The organism is Rhodanobacter sp. TND4EL1 (assembly GCF_054061035.1).
Window position 1 is genome coordinate 80,007 of sequence record NZ_JBSSDT010000004.1, and the last position, 17,134, is coordinate 97,140.

Sequence of the window (17,134 nt, forward strand, 5' to 3'; positions counted from 1 at the left end):
GCGCATGGCCAGCCTTCCGAGCGACATCGATCCCGACTTGCGCCGCGAAGTCCGCGCGGTGGGTCTTGTTTATGTGAGCGACACCCAACCCGGCTTCACCCGCCTGCGGCGGGGCAAGGGCTTCAGCTATCACGATGCCGACGGGCAACGGCTCAGCGACGCCAGGGAAATCGAGCGCATCCGCGCGCTGGCGATTCCTCCGGCGTATGCAGACGTGTGGATCTGCGCCAACCCGCGCGGCCACCTGCAGGCCACCGGCCGCGATGCGCGCCAGCGCAAGCAGTACCGCTACCACGCGCAATGGCGCGCGCTGCGCGATCACGGAAAGTTTGGTCGCGTGCTGGCGTTCGGGGCCGCGCTGCCCGGCTTGCGTCGACGCGTGCGGCGCGACCTCGCCCAACCCGGCTTGCCGCGCGACAAGGTGCTGGCGCTGATCGTGCGACTGCTCGATGACACCCTGATCCGCATCGGCAACGAAGGCTACACGCGCGACAACAAGAGCTTCGGCCTCACCACGCTGCGTTCGCGCCACGTGCGCGCGGAACGTGGCCGCCTGCGCTTCGCGTTTCGCGGCAAGAGCGGGCAGGAGCGCGAGGTGGAGCTCAGCGACCGCCGGCTCGCCCGCATCGTGCGCCGCGTGCAGCAACTGCCGGGACAGCGGCTGTTCCAGTATCTGGACGACGACGGCCAGCGCCAGCCGATCGACTCCGGCCAGGTCAACGACTATCTGCACGCGGCCTGCGGCGAGGATTTCAGCGCCAAGGACTTCCGCACCTGGGGCGGTACCGTGCACGCCGCCGGGGTGCTGGCACGCACGCCGCTGCCGGAGAAGGGTGGTGAGCGCGCGATGCGCAGCGCGCTGGCGGCGGCCATCAAGGAGGTCGCGGCGACACTCGGCAACACGCCGGCCGTATGTCGCGCCTCGTACATCCACCCGCTGATTCTCGACGGCTGGCAGGACGGCAGCCTGCATCGCGGCATCCCTGCCCAGGTGGCAGCGCACCCGCGCCAGCTCGAACAGGCCGTACTGCGTTATCTCCGCCGCCAACTGCGAGCGACGCAGCGCAAGAGTTGAGGATCAGCGCGTCTGCACCTCAGGCTTTCGGCAATCGCCCGTGCAGGCTGGCGGCATCGAACGGTCCCGGCTCGGCGATCAGCGCACGCGCCGCGTCGACTTGATCCCAGGTGTTCCACAGCAGCACGCCACGCACGCGCCCGCCGTCGAGGTAATACACCACGCCTTCGCGGTAGGGCTCGCGCCAGTCCTCGACCACCTGCAGGCGGGTATCCAGCAAGCCGACCGCCTCGTAACCCAGGTCGAACAGGTCGGAGTAGAAGAACGGCTGGATGACATAGTCCCCGGCGATGCCAGCCATCGCGCGACCGGCATGCCGCCCCATGCTGACGGCGGCGTCCTCGTGCTCCACGCGCATGCGCCGGTCCAGACTCACGCTGTGGAAATTGGCCACGTCGCCGGCAGCCCAGATATCGGGATCGCTGCTGCGCAGCTGATCGTCGACGACGATACCGTCGTCGATGGCCAGCCCTGCCTGCTCGGCCAGCGTCACGTTTGGTGTCACGCCCAGGCCGGCGACGGCCGCTTCCACCAGCATGATCTCGCCATTGGACAGTTCCAGCTTCACACCGCCCCTGGCGGCTTCGCCACCCACCACGCGCGTGCCGGGATGCAAATCCACGCCACGGCTGCGGTAGTAGTCGTCCAGGTGGTGCGCCAGCGCTTCGGGATAGCGACCGGCACCGATAGTCTCGCCGGGAAACAGCAGGCTCACCTTGCAACCGACGCTGCACAGCGCGGCGGCCAGTTCACAGCCGATGAAGCCACCACCGATCACCGCGATGTACGCACCCGGTTGAGCGTAATGCCGCAGTGCCTCGTAGTCCGCCAGGGTACGGAAGTGGATCAGCCGCTCGCCACCATTGAACGGCAGCAGACGCGGGGTGGCGCCGGTGGCCAGCAACAATCGGCGATAGCGATAGCTGTCACCCTGCGCGTCATGTGCGACGTGCGCCGCCCGATCCAGCGCCGTGATCCGACGCCCCAGATGCAGGCTGGTTACGCTGGCCGCGGTACCGAGGTCGACGTCCGCGGGCGATTTGTCGCCTTTCCACAGCGCCTTGCTCAACGGCGGCCGCTGGTACGGTGGCGACGGATCGTCACCGACCATGCCGATATTCGCAGCGGCATCCACCTCGCGTATCGCCTTGGCGGCCGCGTCGGCAGCCATGCCGCCACCGATGATCAGATAATCGTGGATGTGTTCCATGACGTTCTCCGGGACTGACACCAGCCCATGATGCACCGCCCCGGCAACGGCAACGTGAAAACCGGGCGCAGCCGATGAGACGGCTCGACGTACACTGGATGCACTGACCCGGGAAAACGTTCCATGCCGCTCAATGAAATCCTGCTGATCCTTCTCGTCATTCTGGCCGCCGCCGTATTGCTGCTGCAGGTGTTGCTGCTGTTGCGCGGCCGCGGTGATCCCGGCTTGGGCCCGAAGCTCGACGCCTTGAAAGACGACAGCGCCCGGGTCGAACGCACGGTGCGCGAAGAGCAGCGCGCGGGCCGCGAGGAATTGCAGCAGGGTTTCGACCGCTTCCGCGGCCATCTGGGCGAGCAGTTGAATGCCTCGGCCCAGCAACAGGCCGAACGCATCGACAGCTTCAGCCAGCGCCTCAACCTGCTCACCGAGCGCACCGATGGCGGCCTGCAGACGCTGGCGCAACGGCTGGCCGAGGATGGTCGCAAGAGTCGCGAGGAAGCCTCGCTGACGCTGGGCCGTTTCGGCGAACAGCAGCAACAACACCTGGCGACGCTGACCGGTGACAACGAGAAACGCATGGGCGACGTGCGTGCCACGCTCGACGCGCGACTCACCCAGCTCACCGAACGCACCGACACCGGCCTGCAGTCGCTGACCCAGCGCCTGCTCGACGACGCGCGCAAGGGGCGCGAGGAAGTCACGATCACCCTCAACCGGCTCGGCGAGCAACAGCAGCAGCGACTGGCCGCGCTCACCGCCGACAACGAAAAGCGCATGGGCGAGATGCGCGCGACGCTGGAAGCCAAGCTCGGCGCGATCCAGCAGGACAACGCGGCGAAGCTGGAGCAGATGCGCGCCACCGTTGACGAAAAGCTGCACGCCACGCTGGAAACCCGCCTCGGCGAATCGTTCAAGCTGGTCTCCGAGCGACTGGAAGCCGTGCAGCGCGGACTGGGCGAAATGCAGAATTTGGCCACCGGCGTCGGCGACCTGAAGCGCGTGCTGACCAACGTGAAGAAGCGCGGCATCTTCGGCGAAGTGCAACTCGGCGCGCTGCTCGAGGACATGCTCACCGCCGAGCAGTACGGCTCCAACGTGATCACCGTGCCGGGCAGCAACGATCGCGTCGAATTTGCCATTCGCATGCCCGGCCAGGAGGAAGGCGAGCACGTCTACCTGCCGATCGACGCCAAGTTTCCGGTCGAGGACTACCAGCGCCTGCTCGACGCGCAGGAGGCGTCGGATGCCGACGGCGCCCAGGCCGCCGGCCGCGCGCTGGAAACGCGCGTGCGCGAGGAAGCCAAGCGCATCCACGCCAAATACGTGGCGCCGCCGCACACCACCGACTTCGCCGTGCTCTACCTGCCTACCGAAGGCCTGTACGCCGAAGTCATCCGCCGCCCCGGCCTGTTCGAGAACCTGCAGCGCGACCACCGCGTCACCGTCGCCGGCCCGACCACGCTGAGCGCCCTGCTCAACAGTCTGCAGATGGGCTTTCGCACGCTGGCGATCGCCAAACGTTCCAGCGAGGTGTGGAAGATCCTCGGCGCGGTGAAGAACGAGTTCGGCAAGTTCGGCGTGGTGCTGGACAAGACCCGCAAGCAACTCGACGCCGCCCGTAACAGCATCGACAGCGCCGGCGTGCGCACCCGCGCCATTGAGCGCACGCTGCGCGACGTGGAATCACTGTCTGGCGATGCCAGCCAGCTGCTGTTGGGCGACGTGCCGGCACTGGACGACGGCCCGGACGACGTCGTCGACGACTGACCTTCCGCGCCACCGCGGCCTTCTGCATCGCCTTCGGAACCCCCGGCGCAACCATGCATCCAATGGCGGCATGTTGTCGTATCGATACGGTGGCAAGGCCCCGCCAGCGCAGCGGCAGCAACCCCGGATAGCCAGCCAGGGCCGGCATCCGGGTAAACTTTCCCTTCGATTGATCCAAGGACCCGGCATGAGCGACCACGCCAACCACTCCGACGTCACCCGCGAACAGGCCGAAGAGGCCGTGCGCACCCTGCTGCGCTGGGCCGGCGAAGACCCCACGCGCGAAGGCCTGCTGGACACCCCCAAGCGGGTGGTGAAGGCGTATGGCGACTGGTTCTCTGGCTACGCCGAGGACCCGGCCGAATTCCTCAAGCGCACCTTCAAGGAAGTCCAGGGTTACGACGAAATGGTGGTGCTGCGCGATATCCAGTTCGAAAGCCACTGCGAACACCACATGGCGCCGATCATCGGACGCGCCCATGTCGGTTACCTGCCGACCAATCGCGTGGTCGGCATCAGCAAGCTGGCGCGCGTGGTGGACGGTTTTGCCCGGCGCTTTCAGGTGCAGGAAAAGCTCACCGCGGAAATCGCCCACTGCATCCAGGAAACTCTGCAGCCGGCCGGCGTGGCGGTGGTGATCGATGCCAGCCACGAATGCATGACCACGCGCGGCGTGCACAAGCGCGGCGTGTCGATGGTGACCAGCCAGATGCTCGGCACGTTCCGCGAGGACGCACGCACCCGCGCCGAGTTCCTGCAATTCATCGGCATCCACGGCGGTCACCGCTGAACATCTCGCTGCGCTGGGTCGCGCTGACGTTGCTGCTGGCCACGTCGGCGGCGCTTGCGCAGGACACCCGCACGGCCTATCTGCAGATGTTCGACCGCGATGGCGACGGTCGGGTCAGCGAGAATGAATACCTGGCCTACATGGATCGCAGCTTCCGCAGCATGGACAGCAACGGCGACGGCATTCTCGAAACCGACGAGCTGCCCGGCCACCGTGGCCAGCCGATCACCTTGAAGGCTTTCCACGCCAACCTGCGCGAGCAGTTCCACAAGCTCGACCGCAATCACGACGGTTATCTCAACGCCCGCGAACTGACTGCCCCGCCGCGCTGAAGTCACCATTTTCAGGGTGCCTTCGACGGTCGCGCGGCGGTCGAAGACCTACGCGGCAATCCATGGATGGGCGATGCCCTTCGTGGCGCAGAGCATCGCCCACCAGTGGGTTTCCCGGGCCTCTTCGGAACTAGGCGGAAATCGCCAGCTTCTCCGAACGGTACAGTTGTGCCGTGACCACCACGACGATCAGCGCCACCACCAGGCTTCCTGCCAGACACAGGCCGACCTGCTCGCTGGTGACGCCGTCGCCACGCAGCAATTGCATGATGCCGAGGTTCTGGCCCAGCAACGGCACCGCGTACATCCACGGCTGCGCCTTGATCGGCATGAACGACAACAACAGGCTGGGAATGATCGGCAGCAGCATCAACAGCGAGATGTAGGTCTGCGCTTCGCGATAGCTTTTGGCGAATGCGGCCACCAGTGATTGCAGCGCGGCCAGCAGCAGTACCAGGGGCAGCATCAACAACAGCACGTAGCTGGCGAAGTGCATGCCAAGGTCCAGCTCCATGCCGATCTTTTCGGCCGGGATGAACTTGCCGACCACGGCGAACGCCAACAGGGTGATCAGCAGGCTGGCCGTGGAGAACACGCAGATGGCCGCCAGTTTTCCGCACAGAACCTTCCAGCGCGACACGGGATTGGCAAACAGCGGCTCCAGCGATTGGCGCTCGCGTTCGCCGGCGGTCAGGTCGATGGCCAGATACATGCCGCCCATGAAAATGGTGATCACCAGAAAGTACGGCAGCATCGCGAACATCAGCACGGCGCGCGATTGCGGCGTGGCCTGGTCACGCGCCGCCACCTGCAAGGGCCAGGCGGTGGAGGGCGACAGGCCACGGGCCACCAGCCGCATGGCGCCTTGCTGGCGCGCGTAGCTTTCGACCAATCGGGTCACCCGCTCCACCGAAGTCTGCGCGTCCCGCTGGGACGAATCATGAAACAGCTCCACCTGCACCGCCTCGCCCTGGCGCCATGCCTTGGCGTAGCCGGGCGCAATGCGCAACACCACATCCGCATCCTGTTTGCGTACAGTTTTTTCCGCGTCGGCGACTGCCGGACCCGGCACCACGCCGCCGTCGCGCAATGCATTGAGCAGGTTCGGTGCGTATTGCGCCCCGATCACCGGCACGGTCAGCGGCTGGTCCGCCTTGTCGAGTTCGCGGTTGACCGTGATGCTGATCAGCATCACGAACAGCAGCGGCCCCAGCAACGGTCCGGTCAGGAAGGCGCTCATCAGGGTGCGGCGGTCACGCAGGTTCTCCCTGACCTCCTTGAGGAACACGGTGAGCCACGCACTTCGTCGCGGCGTATTCTTGATGATGGTGGTCATGCCGCCAGTCCCTCTTCGCTGCCGATGATCTTGACGAACGCTTCCTCGAGATTCGTTTCGCCGGTTTGTGCGCGCAGTGCTTCAGGCGTTTCATCGGCCACCACGCGGCCATGCGCGATCACCACGATGCGGTCACACAGCGCCGCCACCTCCTGCATGATGTGGCTGGAGAACAGCACGCAGCGGCCTTCGCTTTTCAGTCGCTGCATGAACTGGCGCAATGCTCGTGTGGCCATCACGTCCAGGCCATTGGTGGGTTCGTCGAGAATCACGTTGCGCGGATCGTGCACCAGCGCGCGGGCGATCGCGGTCTTCACGCGCTGGCCCTGGGAGAAGCCTTCGGTGCGTCGGTCGGCGATGTCGCGCATCTCCAGCGCCTCGATCAGCGCCTCCCGCCGACTTGCCAATAGCGCCTCCGGCAATCCCTGCAGCCGGCCGAAATAGTCGATGTTCTCGCGCGCGCTCAAACGCTTGTACAAGCCACGCGCATCGGGCAACACGCCAAGCTGCCGGCGCACGGCCAACGGGTCGACTGCGGCATCGATGCCATCCACCAGTACCTGGCCACAGTCCGGCGCCATCAGCGTGTACAGCATCCGCAACGTGGTGGTCTTGCCCGCGCCGTTGGGGCCGAGCAAACCGGTGATCTCACCGTCGCGAGCACTGAAACTGACGCCATCCACGGCTTTCACCGCGCCGAATGCCTTGTGCAAATCACGGACTTCAATCACGACAATTCACTCCGTTTGAAGCAGGTGTCTGCGTCCGTGGCCAGCAAGGAAAGAAAGGCCAGGGTCGGCAGCAGGATGAGGGAAACAAAATGAGGTGCGTCGAGCGCCGCCGCCGCGACGATGGCGGCGCTCCACAGGATCGCGTTCACCAGGATCTGCCGTTTCATGGCGTGGCTCCGTTGAAGTCGATGAAGACCGGCGTGGGTTGCAGCCGATCCAGACAGCTCGCGTCGAGCGTCTTCGGATCCAGCTTCTCGACGAAATGCTGGACAAGCCGCGGCGTGCAGCCCACGGCCATGACACCGTGCGCCTGACCCTTGAGCGTGAGCACGCGTGCATTCGACAGGCTCTTGGCGATTTCCGTGGCGTAGCGTGGCGGCGTCACCGGATCGTACTGACCGGCCAGCAGCAACACCGGCTTGTCGGTTTTCAGTGGCTGGTGGAAGTCTGCCGGACGGGAGCCCTTGGGCCAGACCGAGCAAACCGCCTTCAGCGCATCCACCATCCGCGTACCCAGGATCGTGTCGGTATCCTGCGGGCGTACCGTGAGCAGGTCGGCGTCTTCACTGCAGATCACCGAGTACTGCATGCCGCTGCCCATCAGCTCCGACAACTCGCCGGACAGCAGCTTGGCCTGGCCGAGCAGCGGACCGACGTCGCCATGCGCCGCCGCGTCGATCGACAACGGCAGCAAGGCGGCGGTGGCCGGCGTGTAGGCGAACATCCGCACCACGCTGGCCAGCGAGTCCTCGTCCAGCAAGCGTTTCACCGTCTGATAGGTCTGCGGGTCGCGGAAACTGACCTGATGCGGATTGGCCCGCAGCGCATCGCGCAACTGATACAACGTCTGGTCGGGGTCACCAAACTTTTTCTTGCACGCCGGCTCGGCGGTGCAACGGGCGAATTGTGCCTTGAGCGCGTCATCCAGATTGCGCGCGAAGTCCTCGCCCAACGCCGAGGAATTCGGCACCGCACTGTCCAGCACCACGCTGCGCACCGACTGCGGGAAACGCATCAGGTATTGCTGCGCCATTCGCGTGCCGTACGAGACACCCAGCAGATCGAACTGCGGCGAGCCCAGCGCCCGTCGCACGTCCTCCAGGTCCTGCGCCGCGATGGTGGTGGTGTAGTAGCGCGGATCCGCGCGCCCAGCCAGTTGCCTGGCGCATCGCGTCGCCGCTTCGCTCAACTTGTCGACATCAAACGTGCTGTCGTCCGCCGCCGGCGTGGCAGCGGAATCCTGGCAGCTCAGCGCATTGGATCCGCCGGTGCCGCGCTGGTCCAGCAACAGCACGTGGCGATGCGACAGCAGGGGCCGCAGCGTCGCCGCTGCCTGCGCGGCGGAATCTGTCGCCGCCTGCCCCGGACCGCCGGCGAGCAGAGTCAGCATGTCGTCACTGGCCACCTGCGCCCGCGATCGCAACACCGCCAACTTCAACTTGATGATGCGGCTGTGGGGATCGGCACGGTTTTCCGGCACCGGGAAGTCCGCGCACCACGCCGCCGTGCTCAGCCCGCTGTTCGGCTGGGACAATTCGCAGGCGGTCAGCATCAGGCTGCCCAGTTTCCATGTGGCCGGCGGCGCCTGGGCCACCGGTGCTGTTGTCGTCGCTGTTGTCGTCGTTGTCGTTGACGCAGGCGCTGGTGCTGTCGCGTCGCCGTGATGGGCCACGCGATTGCCGGCGAGGATCGCCACGGCAATCGCGACCACCACGCCCATGCGTTTTCCGGATTTCATGCTCACGGGTTATTCCCCAGGTTCAAAAATGGATTCAATCGCTTGCCCGAACAGGCGGGCGATCTTGAAGGCCAGCGGCAGGCTCGGATCGTATTTGCCCGTCTCGATGGCGTTGATGGTTTGACGCGACACATCCAGCCGCTCGGCCAGATCCGCTTGCGACCAGCTCTGCTCGCCGCGCAATTCACGCACACGGTTATTCATGGTTGCGATAGCGCCTTGCAACCATCCACTTGGCCAGCCCGAACGTGCCGAACAGGCACGGCAATACCCAGATCGCGACGTCAGCCGATGTGACTTTCAGGCCGACGCCCGCGTTCAACAGGAAGCCGAAACTGAAATAGCCGAACCCGGTCGACATCGCGGCAATCGCGATCGCCTCCAGATCGATGCGGCGCTCCAGTTCATCCTGATCGCGAATGACCCTCACGATGGCGCGAATCACCAGCACCACCGGAATCAGCGGCAGCACAGCCAATACCAACCGCCACAGCACCTCTTGCGTCCTTGGCATCAACACGCCGTAAAGCAGCATCAACACCACGTACGCCGACATCGCCGGAATGAACTCGCGCATATAGCGCTTATGGACGGCGCGCATGCCCGTTTCCTTCTGTTTTGACAAAGGGGAGGTCAACCGGCACGACGCTGCCGTCCGTGCGCGCGCGGTGACGGCGCCAGCGGATGAGGGCCTGCACCAGCACCACCCCCGTCGCCGCTGTTGCCATGCCCAGAAACAGGCCGGTATCCAGATCGTCATGCCGGCGCCAGGCAACGGCACCCACGACACCCATCAATGCGGCAATGCTCAACAACCGCCAGCGCAACGCAATGCCTGCATCGCCGGCGTCGCACGAGAAGTTGTTGCCGTAATGGCGCGCCACCAATCCCTGCGCCATGTAGTAGCTGATCAGCGTGACCGGAAACACCCACACCAAAATCGAACCATCCAGCTGCACCGCACCGGAAGACGCCAGAAATCCCCCGACCAGACTGCCCACCCCCACGATCGCGGTGGCCGCCCCCAGCGCGATCAGATGCGTGCGCTGCTGCAATTCGTCGCTATGCCATATGCGCTTTGCCATCTGCCAGATCACGTACAACATGGGCAGTACCGGCAACAGCGACAACAGGATCTTGAGTGTCGCGCTGGTGCTTGAGCGTGCGAGCGGCCAGATCAGCACCAGCAGAAAGACATACAGCATCATCGCCAGGATCACCCGAACCTGATAGCGCTTTTCCGAGAAACGAGGCATGGCCATCTCCTCAAAGCGCCTTCAGAAAGCCGTCCAGCGCCTGCTGGAATTTTTCCGGCTGATCGAGCATCACGAAATGCCGGGATGGCGAGATCGACACCACCTTCGCGTTCGGCGCATTCGCCAGCAGCGATTGGTAGTAGGCGGTCTTCTGCGTTTCGGTCATCACCATCGGCGGGGTGCTGAAGTCCGGCGCGTTGTACGGCGAGATCTCCAGAATCGGCACGTTGGCCTGCTTCAGGCCCGGGCGTCCGTCAAAGGCGAGATCTTCGGCCATGTATTGCGCGCTGGCCTTGACGTCACTGCGCGCATTCATCGGCGCATAGCGTGCCGCCATTCCGGGATCGATCACGCCGATCTTCTGCATGTAGCCCAGCGACTGCGCCTGGAACTGTTCCGGCGTGGCGACCGCCATCTGCTGCTGCATCTGTGACGCCATCGCCTGGCGTTGCTCTGCGCTCACCCGCTCCATACCGGGGAAGATCGGCAGCCCATCCACCGCCACCACGCCTGAAATCAGTTCCGGGTGCTCCCCGGCAAAACGCAAAGCCAGCGTGCCACCCAGGCTGTGACCGACCAGCACCGGCTTGTCGATCTTCTGCTGCTCGATCAGCTGCTTCAGCGACGCATCCGCGCGATCGAACAGGTTGCCGCCGTCAGCCGGCGGCGCCATGCCGTCGAAGCCCGCCAGCGTGAGCGCGTACACCACATGATTCTTCTGCAGTTGCTTGATCGTCTGCTGCCAGACCCATGGCCCGCCCTGCAGGCCGGGGATCAGGATCACCGCCCGACCGCGCTCGCCGTGACATTCCACCTTGAGCGTACCGGTCACCTCCGGGGACGCGGAACAAGCCAGGGCCGTGCCACTCGCAAGCATCGCCAGCGCCAGTCCAAGCCACGGAAAAATCATTCTTCCTGAAGTTCTTTTCATACGGGTGCTCCTCGCCGGTTATGTCAAGCAGCCTTGACAACTCGAACCTTATTCATTGCCTCCCACGATGTCAAGCCAACTTGACAAAAAGTGCTTCCAAGGTGAAAAAGCCACAAATATTTCGTGACGCGAAGCACGAAGAAAAGGTGACGTGGTTCGCATTTCTATGTAAAAATTTGTCAGGGTTTGCCACAGGATCGCGCGAAATCGTGGCCCAGCCTCGGTCTGGTCAAATATAGAGTCAGCCCATAGCCTTAAGTAATCGTTTACATGGTGGATCTGGCACGCCGATTGCTTAACTCACGGCGGTCACGGCAGAATCCACAGCTGACACTTCGTCCGGGGGGACACAAGAAGACGTCAGCCAAGACCCAAAAGCCGTACCGAATCGTGCATGTCGCCGATATCGGCTCATCGTCTATACGCAGTCCAAGCCAACTCCAACCGAAACTCTCTCAAGGAAAAACGCAATGAAGAAGACCCTGCTTTCCACCGCGCTGGTTGCCGTCATGGCCGCTGCCGGCTTTGCTCCGCAGAGCGCTGGCGCTGCAACCAACAATCCCGTCAGCAACAACCCAACCGATGGCACGATCTCCATCAGCGGCCAGGTCATTGCGCAGACCTGCAAAGTCGACGGCCAGTCCGCTGGTACCGCGGACGCCAAAACTGTCAACCTGCCCGACGTACTCACCTCTCAGTTGAGTACGGTGGGCGCCACTGCTGGCGACAAGCCGTTTTCCATCGCCGTAACCGGCTGCGACGCCGCACTGTCCAACGTGCACACGTATTTCACCGGCACCAATATCGACCCGACTAGCGGTCGCTTGACCAATGCCACGGGCAACGCGACGGGCGTCCAGGTTCAGCTACTCAACGGTGACAACACGATCATCGCACTCAACTCGGCTGATGGCTCGCAGAACTCGAAGTCCGTCAACCTTGTGACTGGCGCGGCCACGCTTAACTACAAGGCGCGTTATTACGCGAGCAGCGCTACCGTGGGTGCCGGCTCGGTCACCACCAGCGTCGCGTTCACGATGGTCTACCAGTAATCGTTGCCCTTTGGCCGCGGCAAGCAAGGCCTGCCGCGGCCAAATCAAACGTAGCCCACGCGATCAAAGCCACGGATCTTCCAAAGATGAAACACGTCCTTCTGGCCCTGTGTGTGGGCATCCTTGTTTCTTGCCTATGCGTCACGGCTACCCAAGCTACCGTCGTGATTGGCGGGACGCGTGTGGTCTTTCCGGCCCAGCGCGGAGAGGTGACAGTTCGCTTGTCCAACGTGGGCAACAGCCCCGCCCTGATTGAAGCGTGGATCGACAGCGGTAATCCACAGTCCACTCCGGACAATGTGGAATCACCTTTTCTCATCACCCCGCCCCTGTTCCGCATTGAAGCGAACAAGGATCAGAGCCTGCGCATCCTGGCTGCCTCACCTCAGTTGCCGGCGGATCGAGAGTCGCTCTTCTGGCTCAACGTGCTGGAAGTACCTCCCAAGCCGACGAATTCTCAAGCCGCAGGCAAGAACATGCTGCAATTCGCCGTTCGCTCGCGCCTGAAGCTGTTCTACCGTCCCGCCAAGCTGGTAGGGGACGCCTTGAAGGCTGCGGGCCAGTTGACTTGGCAGGCGCATGTCGGCGATCAAAAAGTCAGCCTGGACACACACAACAACTCACCCTTTTACATCACGATCAGCAAGCTCTCGCTACAGGTCAACGGCAAGCAATACACCGCTTCCAGCGGGATGGTGGCGCCTTTCAGTGATCTTCAACTAACTGTGGAAGGGCTCGCGAACTTGCCAGCGTCAGGCACTACGGTGACGTACACCACCATCAATGACTACGGTGCTGCGGACGCCCATCAGGGGGCCGTGACTCCATGATTTCCTGGCTCTCCACACGCAGGAGCACCCCGGTGCGCGCGCATGTGGCGAGCCGTCAGGTGCGGTTGTGCACGGCCATAACCGCGTCCCTCGTTTTTTGGGCGAATTTCGCAACCGCCGCCGCACCAGCCGCGGCCAGCGGAGCAGAGGCCAGTGCAGGCTTCGCCAGTTTCGATCGCAGCCTCCTGGCTGGCGCAGGTGACAACACCACCGATCTGTCCCGCTTCGAACGCGCCAATCTGGTGCTCCCTGGCGTGTACAACATCGATGTCTATTTGAACGGCGCATGGACCGGCCGATCGAACGTGCGCTTCGCCTCGCCCTCCGGGGAGGTCAATGCGGTTCCATGCGTCGATCAAAAACTGCTCGACCAGCTTCGCGTTGAGCCGGTCAAATTGTCATCCGCGACACCGCTGAATGATCCGAGAGGCTGCGTGAACATCGGCACCTTGATTCCCGATGCGAGCATGACGTTCGACATGACCAATCTGCAACTGGACACGAGCGTACCGCAAGCCTATCTGGCTCAGAAACCACGTGGTTACGTCAGCCCCGAATACTGGGATCAAGGCGTATCGGCTGCGCTTCTCAACTACAACCTCAACAGCTACCGGTCGAGCAGCCAAGGGCAGAGCCAGACGTCGACCTATTTGGGCCTCAATGCCGGAGTCAACCTCGGACTTTGGCATTTTCGCCAAAACTCCACCGTCAACTGGCAATCTGCCACCTATGGCGGAGGAGCGCAGCGCAAGTGGCAAAATATCGCCGCCTATGTGCAGCGCGACCTGCCTTCGTTGCGCTCGCAACTGACCATCGGTGACAGCTACACCGATGGCGCCGTGTTCGACAGCTACGCTCTGCGCGGCGTGCAGCTTTCCACCGATGACCGCATGTTGCCTGATTCGCTGCGCGGCTATGCTCCGGTGATCCGTGGCGTAGCGGATACCAACGCCAAGGTCACCGTCCGGCAGAACGGAGTGCAAATCTACCAGGCCACGGTGGCACCGGGCCCTTTCACCATCAATGACCTGTACCCGACCGGTTATGGCGGCAACTTGGACGTCACGGTGACCGAAGCCGATGGCCGCGTGCGCACGTTCTCAGTGCCCTATGCGTCGGTGGCCCAGCTGCTACGTCCGGGCACTACCCGGTTCGACATTGCCGCGGGCAGCTTGCGCAACAGTTCTCTATCGCACCAACCCGCGGTGATCCAGGCTACTGCGCAACACGGCTTCAGCAATTTGTTCACTGGCTATGCTGGCTTGGCAGGATCTCGGGGTTACGCTTCGGCGCTGCTCGGTGGCGCCATCAACACCCGCTACGGCGCAGTTGCACTGGATGTTACGCAGGCCCGTGCGCGCATTGCCGGGCAGACAGCGCAATCCGGTCGCAGCATGAGAGTGACCTACAGCAAGATCATTCCATCGACTGAAACATCGTTGTCCGTCGCAGCCTATCGCTACTCGACCAGCGGCTACCTCAGCCTGTCTGATGCCGCCACCGCGCGCGATTATGCGCAGCGCGGCCTCAATGCCTTCGTGTATGTGCCTGCAGCGGTGCCGATGATCGATGGCGTACCCCTGCAAAGCGCGCTCACTCATTCGCAACTGGCTGTACTGAACGGTGCGAACTTCGCGAACAACCCCAGTTTTTCTGACACCGGTCTGCAGCGACGGCGCAACAACTTCACGTTGACTCTCAACCAGCGCCTGGGGAAAAGTGCGGGATCTCTGTACGCCAACGGCACGATCAGCAACTACTGGAACCGTAGCGGTACCGATACTCAATTCCAAGTGGGTTACAACAACAATTTCCACCGCCTCAGCTACGGTCTTTCGGCCACGCGTACGCGTGACCCGATCGGCCGTTATGGCAACGAATACTTCGTCAGCTTCAGTTTGCCGCTGGGAGCTAACGTGAGGGCGCCGAATTTCACACTCAACGCCAATCGCACCAGCACGGGGATCTCCCAGGAACAAGCCATGGTAAATGGCACGCTGGGCGATCACAGTCAATTCAACTACAACGCCTCCGCCTCGCACAGCAGCAACGATAACGGCGACGCCGGTACGTTGAGTGCCGGTTATCTCAGTCCGTACGCGGTGCTTGGTGCCAGCTACGGCCATGGCCGAGGGTACTCGCAGAATTCGGTAAATGTCAGCGGCGCGATCGTGGCGCATTCGGGTGGCATTTCTTTCGGGCAGCCCATTGGCGACACCGTCGCCATCATCCATATTCCCGGAGCCATGGGCGCTACCATCAACGGTCTGCCCGGCGTCAAAGTGGACCGTGCGGGCTACGCCTTGATGCCTTACCTGACCCCATACACGCTCAACGACATACAAGTCGACCCTCAGGGACTTCCGCTCAGCGTGCAACTCGATGCCACCAGTTCGCAGGTAGCCCCTTATGCTGGCTCGGTAGTCATGGTGAACTTCAAGAGCAAGTCAGGTCGCTCGCTGATCGCTCGTATCCGCCTGTCCAGTGGCAAGTCGGCACCCTTCGGAGCACAGGTCTTCAATGCCAAGGGCGATCCACTAGGCCTGGTCGGACAAGGCGGCATGACCTTGCTGCGAGGAGTCGACACGGATGGTCAACTCCACGTCGAATGGAATGATGAACAAGGAGAAGCGAAAACCTGTGTATTCCATTACGCGCTTCCTGCATCTGGCCAAGCCGATGAGCAACACCCCAACCCATTCCATCAAGTAGTTGTGGAATGCAAAAGCAGCGCACTCGCAGATACGGCATCTATGACACGGAGCGGTACATGATTCGGCTGGCTCGTACTTTCGTGGTGGCGCTGAAACTGAGCGGCATGCTGATGTTCGCCTCCTTTCTATGCTGGACGCCGCGCGCATTCGCGGCAGCCACCAATTGCACATCTGGGGGCGGGGCCCTCACCCTTCCACCGGTTACGGTGCCTTCAAATCCGGCCGTCGGGACGCTGCTCGGTACGCCAACAAGCACAACCGTAACATTTACCTGCAACAACCTCCCTTACAGCGCACCGTCCGCCCCCAATAACTACAGCCTTACCGCCACGATCCAGGCCGGCTTACTCGCTCTGGCCGACGCCACCAACACCCCTGGCAGCGGCGGCATCATTTTTGCCACCAATCTTTCGGGCATTGCCTTGAAATTGACTGCCACCCCGGTCCAAGCCAGCGACAAGATTGACATCCGTGGTGGTCCGGGAAGTACGCGGGGGTTCGAGCCAGGCAGCGTGACCGCTCCGACTTCAGCATGGAAATGCATACAATATAATTGGTTGGGCTACTGCAGTGAAATGGGTGGCACCTATACAGGTTCGGTCAGCGAAACGTTTACGGCTCAGCTGATCGTGACCGGTCCCGTGACACCGGGTACGCTCAATAGCGTGAATTTGATGCAGTTCAATTGGTACATCTACGGCATCGGTCCCAGCCAAGGCTATTTTGCCTCACTAAAGCTCAACAGCAGCATCGTGAGCGCTCCGGCTTGCTCGGTAGTCAACTTCGACACTCCCGTCCAGTTACCGACAATATTCAGTTCGGCCTTAAAGGGCACGGACACCTACTCTGACCAGCCCACCCCGTTTTCCGTGAAATTGATCTGCCAATCCCAGATGAAGCTTGCCATCACCCTGGATGCCACCAGCAAGACGGGCAAGCCCGGTGTCATTACGAACGTTACGGGTCCTGGTTACGCAGGCAATGTCGGGGTGCAAATACTCAAGAGCAACGGCGATCCCGTTCTATTTGGGTCGGCCATTGACGAGGGCACGACACCGATCGGCACGATGAACCTGCCGTTCTCTGCACGCTATTACCAGACTGGCGCGCCCATAACTGGAGGCAAGGTATGGGCTACGGCTACTTACACCCTGACTTATCCCTAGTGGCTCAGCGTATCCGGTTCAGCGACTACTCGTAGATGCGCACCACCAGTGATGCCTCTGCAAGAGTTCTGTCAGAGCCAACGTAACCAGAAAAATATCTCAACAATCGATCACCCGAAATATTTACCTCGCCAAGCCTAACCACTGCGACCGAATAGGAGCGGCTATGGCCAGCTGAATTCGAGCCGCACGCCAAGCGATCGAGT

At 62.7% G+C, this 17,134-nt stretch carries 17 protein-coding genes; 8 read left to right on the forward strand and 9 right to left on the reverse strand.

Annotated elements, in window-relative coordinates; all coding sequences use genetic code 11:
* Positions 1 to 4: 4 nt before the first annotated feature.
* A complete protein-coding gene (locus ACVWWQ_RS14180) occupies positions 5 to 1,075 on the forward strand; it encodes a DNA topoisomerase IB (RefSeq protein ID WP_133951634.1) in 1,071 nt (356 codons plus the stop codon).
* 19 nt (positions 1,076 to 1,094) lie between these two features.
* Here ACVWWQ_RS14180 and ACVWWQ_RS14185 read toward each other — a convergent pair whose 3' ends face one another.
* On the reverse strand, positions 1,095 to 2,285 hold the full coding sequence (locus ACVWWQ_RS14185; protein WP_133951636.1) for an NAD(P)/FAD-dependent oxidoreductase: 1,191 nt from the start codon (positions 2,283 to 2,285) through the stop codon (positions 1,095 to 1,097).
* A 123-nt stretch (positions 2,286 to 2,408) separates the two neighbouring features.
* Between ACVWWQ_RS14185 and rmuC the strand changes: the two genes are divergently transcribed.
* From rmuC to ACVWWQ_RS14200, 3 genes are all read left to right on the forward strand, one after another.
* On the forward strand, positions 2,409 to 4,052 hold the full coding sequence (rmuC, locus tag ACVWWQ_RS14190; protein WP_166669776.1) for a DNA recombination protein RmuC: 1,644 nt from the start codon (positions 2,409 to 2,411) through the stop codon (positions 4,050 to 4,052).
* A gap of 187 nt (positions 4,053 to 4,239) precedes the next feature.
* Complete coding sequence (folE, locus tag ACVWWQ_RS14195; RefSeq protein WP_133951638.1) at positions 4,240 to 4,842, forward strand: GTP cyclohydrolase I FolE; 603 nt, start codon at positions 4,240 to 4,242, stop codon at positions 4,840 to 4,842.
* A gap of 29 nt (positions 4,843 to 4,871) precedes the next feature.
* Positions 4,872 to 5,174, forward strand: coding sequence for an EF-hand domain-containing protein (locus ACVWWQ_RS14200; RefSeq protein WP_457383441.1), 303 nt, complete (start codon positions 4,872 to 4,874; stop codon positions 5,172 to 5,174).
* 130 nt (positions 5,175 to 5,304) lie between these two features.
* Here the strand turns inward: ACVWWQ_RS14200 and ACVWWQ_RS14205 are convergent, their stop codons facing one another.
* From ACVWWQ_RS14205 to ACVWWQ_RS14240, 8 genes are read right to left on the reverse strand one after another with little or no spacing between them, the layout of a single operon-like run.
* Positions 5,305 to 6,510: an ABC transporter permease gene (locus ACVWWQ_RS14205; protein WP_133951640.1), complete on the reverse strand. Its 1,206-nt coding sequence runs from the start codon at positions 6,508 to 6,510 to the stop codon at positions 5,305 to 5,307.
* Complete coding sequence (locus tag ACVWWQ_RS14210; RefSeq protein ID WP_133951642.1) at positions 6,507 to 7,241, reverse strand: ATP-binding cassette domain-containing protein; 735 nt, start codon at positions 7,239 to 7,241, stop codon at positions 6,507 to 6,509. The genes ACVWWQ_RS14205 and ACVWWQ_RS14210 overlap by 4 nt, the downstream gene beginning before the upstream one ends.
* Entirely contained in the window at positions 7,238 to 7,408 is a 171-nt protein-coding gene (locus tag ACVWWQ_RS14215; protein ID WP_166669777.1) for a hypothetical protein, read from the reverse strand. The genes ACVWWQ_RS14210 and ACVWWQ_RS14215 overlap by 4 nt, the downstream gene beginning before the upstream one ends.
* Positions 7,405 to 8,979, reverse strand: coding sequence for an alpha/beta hydrolase (locus ACVWWQ_RS14220; protein WP_133952035.1), 1,575 nt, complete (start codon positions 8,977 to 8,979; stop codon positions 7,405 to 7,407). Before ACVWWQ_RS14220 ends, ACVWWQ_RS14215 begins: the two co-directional genes overlap by 4 nt.
* Before the next feature lie 9 nt (positions 8,980 to 8,988).
* A complete protein-coding gene (locus ACVWWQ_RS14225; protein WP_099654371.1) occupies positions 8,989 to 9,183 on the reverse strand; it encodes a helix-turn-helix transcriptional regulator in 195 nt (64 codons plus the stop codon).
* Positions 9,176 to 9,580, reverse strand: coding sequence for a hypothetical protein (locus ACVWWQ_RS14230; protein ID WP_099654372.1), 405 nt, complete (start codon positions 9,578 to 9,580; stop codon positions 9,176 to 9,178). Before ACVWWQ_RS14230 ends, ACVWWQ_RS14225 begins: the two co-directional genes overlap by 8 nt.
* Positions 9,564 to 10,199: a hypothetical protein gene (locus ACVWWQ_RS14235; RefSeq protein WP_208321638.1), complete on the reverse strand. Its 636-nt coding sequence runs from the start codon at positions 10,197 to 10,199 to the stop codon at positions 9,564 to 9,566. Before ACVWWQ_RS14235 ends, ACVWWQ_RS14230 begins: the two co-directional genes overlap by 17 nt.
* Before the next feature lie 46 nt (positions 10,200 to 10,245).
* Entirely contained in the window at positions 10,246 to 11,145 is a 900-nt protein-coding gene (locus tag ACVWWQ_RS14240) for an alpha/beta fold hydrolase (protein ID WP_457383442.1), read from the reverse strand.
* 491 nt (positions 11,146 to 11,636) lie between these two features.
* Between ACVWWQ_RS14240 and ACVWWQ_RS14245 the strand changes: the two genes are divergently transcribed.
* The 4 genes from ACVWWQ_RS14245 to ACVWWQ_RS14260 all read left to right on the forward strand — a co-directional run bounded on the left by ACVWWQ_RS14245 (position 11,637) and on the right by ACVWWQ_RS14260 (position 16,928).
* Complete coding sequence (locus tag ACVWWQ_RS14245) at positions 11,637 to 12,218, forward strand: fimbrial protein (protein ID WP_133951647.1); 582 nt, start codon at positions 11,637 to 11,639, stop codon at positions 12,216 to 12,218.
* Between the two features lie 86 nt (positions 12,219 to 12,304).
* Positions 12,305 to 13,048, forward strand: a complete 744-nt coding sequence (locus tag ACVWWQ_RS14250) for a fimbria/pilus periplasmic chaperone (RefSeq protein ID WP_133951649.1) — start codon at positions 12,305 to 12,307, stop codon at positions 13,046 to 13,048.
* Positions 13,045 to 15,822, forward strand: coding sequence for a fimbria/pilus outer membrane usher protein (locus ACVWWQ_RS14255; RefSeq protein WP_133951651.1), 2,778 nt, complete (start codon positions 13,045 to 13,047; stop codon positions 15,820 to 15,822). The genes ACVWWQ_RS14250 and ACVWWQ_RS14255 overlap by 4 nt, the downstream gene beginning before the upstream one ends.
* Complete coding sequence (locus ACVWWQ_RS14260; protein WP_166669778.1) at positions 15,819 to 16,928, forward strand: fimbrial protein; 1,110 nt, start codon at positions 15,819 to 15,821, stop codon at positions 16,926 to 16,928. The genes ACVWWQ_RS14255 and ACVWWQ_RS14260 overlap by 4 nt, the downstream gene beginning before the upstream one ends.
* Positions 16,929 to 17,134 lie beyond the last annotated feature (206 nt).

What these genes read in the sequence shown, in the direction of transcription:
- ACVWWQ_RS14185 (WP_133951636.1), bottom strand. Translation starts at nt 2,285, where the DNA reads ATGGAACACATCCACGATTATCTGATCATCGGTGGCGGCATGGCTGCC.
- ACVWWQ_RS14260 (WP_166669778.1), top strand. Translation starts at nt 15,819, where the DNA reads ATGATTCGGCTGGCTCGTACTTTCGTGGTGGCGCTGAAACTGAGCGGC.
- ACVWWQ_RS14220 (WP_133952035.1), bottom strand. Translation starts at nt 8,979, where the DNA reads ATGAAATCCGGAAAACGCATGGGCGTGGTGGTCGCGATTGCCGTGGCG.
- ACVWWQ_RS14205 (WP_133951640.1), bottom strand. Translation starts at nt 6,510, where the DNA reads ATGACCACCATCATCAAGAATACGCCGCGACGAAGTGCGTGGCTCACC.
- ACVWWQ_RS14215 (WP_166669777.1), bottom strand. Translation starts at nt 7,408, where the DNA reads ATGAAACGGCAGATCCTGGTGAACGCGATCCTGTGGAGCGCCGCCATC.
- ACVWWQ_RS14180 (WP_133951634.1), top strand. Translation starts at nt 5, where the DNA reads ATGGCCAGCCTTCCGAGCGACATCGATCCCGACTTGCGCCGCGAAGTC.
- folE (WP_133951638.1), top strand. Translation starts at nt 4,240, where the DNA reads ATGAGCGACCACGCCAACCACTCCGACGTCACCCGCGAACAGGCCGAA.
- ACVWWQ_RS14245 (WP_133951647.1), top strand. Translation starts at nt 11,637, where the DNA reads ATGAAGAAGACCCTGCTTTCCACCGCGCTGGTTGCCGTCATGGCCGCT.
- ACVWWQ_RS14255 (WP_133951651.1), top strand. Translation starts at nt 13,045, where the DNA reads ATGATTTCCTGGCTCTCCACACGCAGGAGCACCCCGGTGCGCGCGCAT.
- ACVWWQ_RS14230 (WP_099654372.1), bottom strand. Translation starts at nt 9,580, where the DNA reads ATGCGCGCCGTCCATAAGCGCTATATGCGCGAGTTCATTCCGGCGATG.
- rmuC (WP_166669776.1), top strand. Translation starts at nt 2,409, where the DNA reads ATGCCGCTCAATGAAATCCTGCTGATCCTTCTCGTCATTCTGGCCGCC.
- ACVWWQ_RS14250 (WP_133951649.1), top strand. Translation starts at nt 12,305, where the DNA reads ATGAAACACGTCCTTCTGGCCCTGTGTGTGGGCATCCTTGTTTCTTGC.
- ACVWWQ_RS14225 (WP_099654371.1), bottom strand. Translation starts at nt 9,183, where the DNA reads ATGAATAACCGTGTGCGTGAATTGCGCGGCGAGCAGAGCTGGTCGCAA.
- ACVWWQ_RS14240 (WP_457383442.1), bottom strand. Translation starts at nt 11,145, where the DNA reads ATGATTTTTCCGTGGCTTGGACTGGCGCTGGCGATGCTTGCGAGTGGC.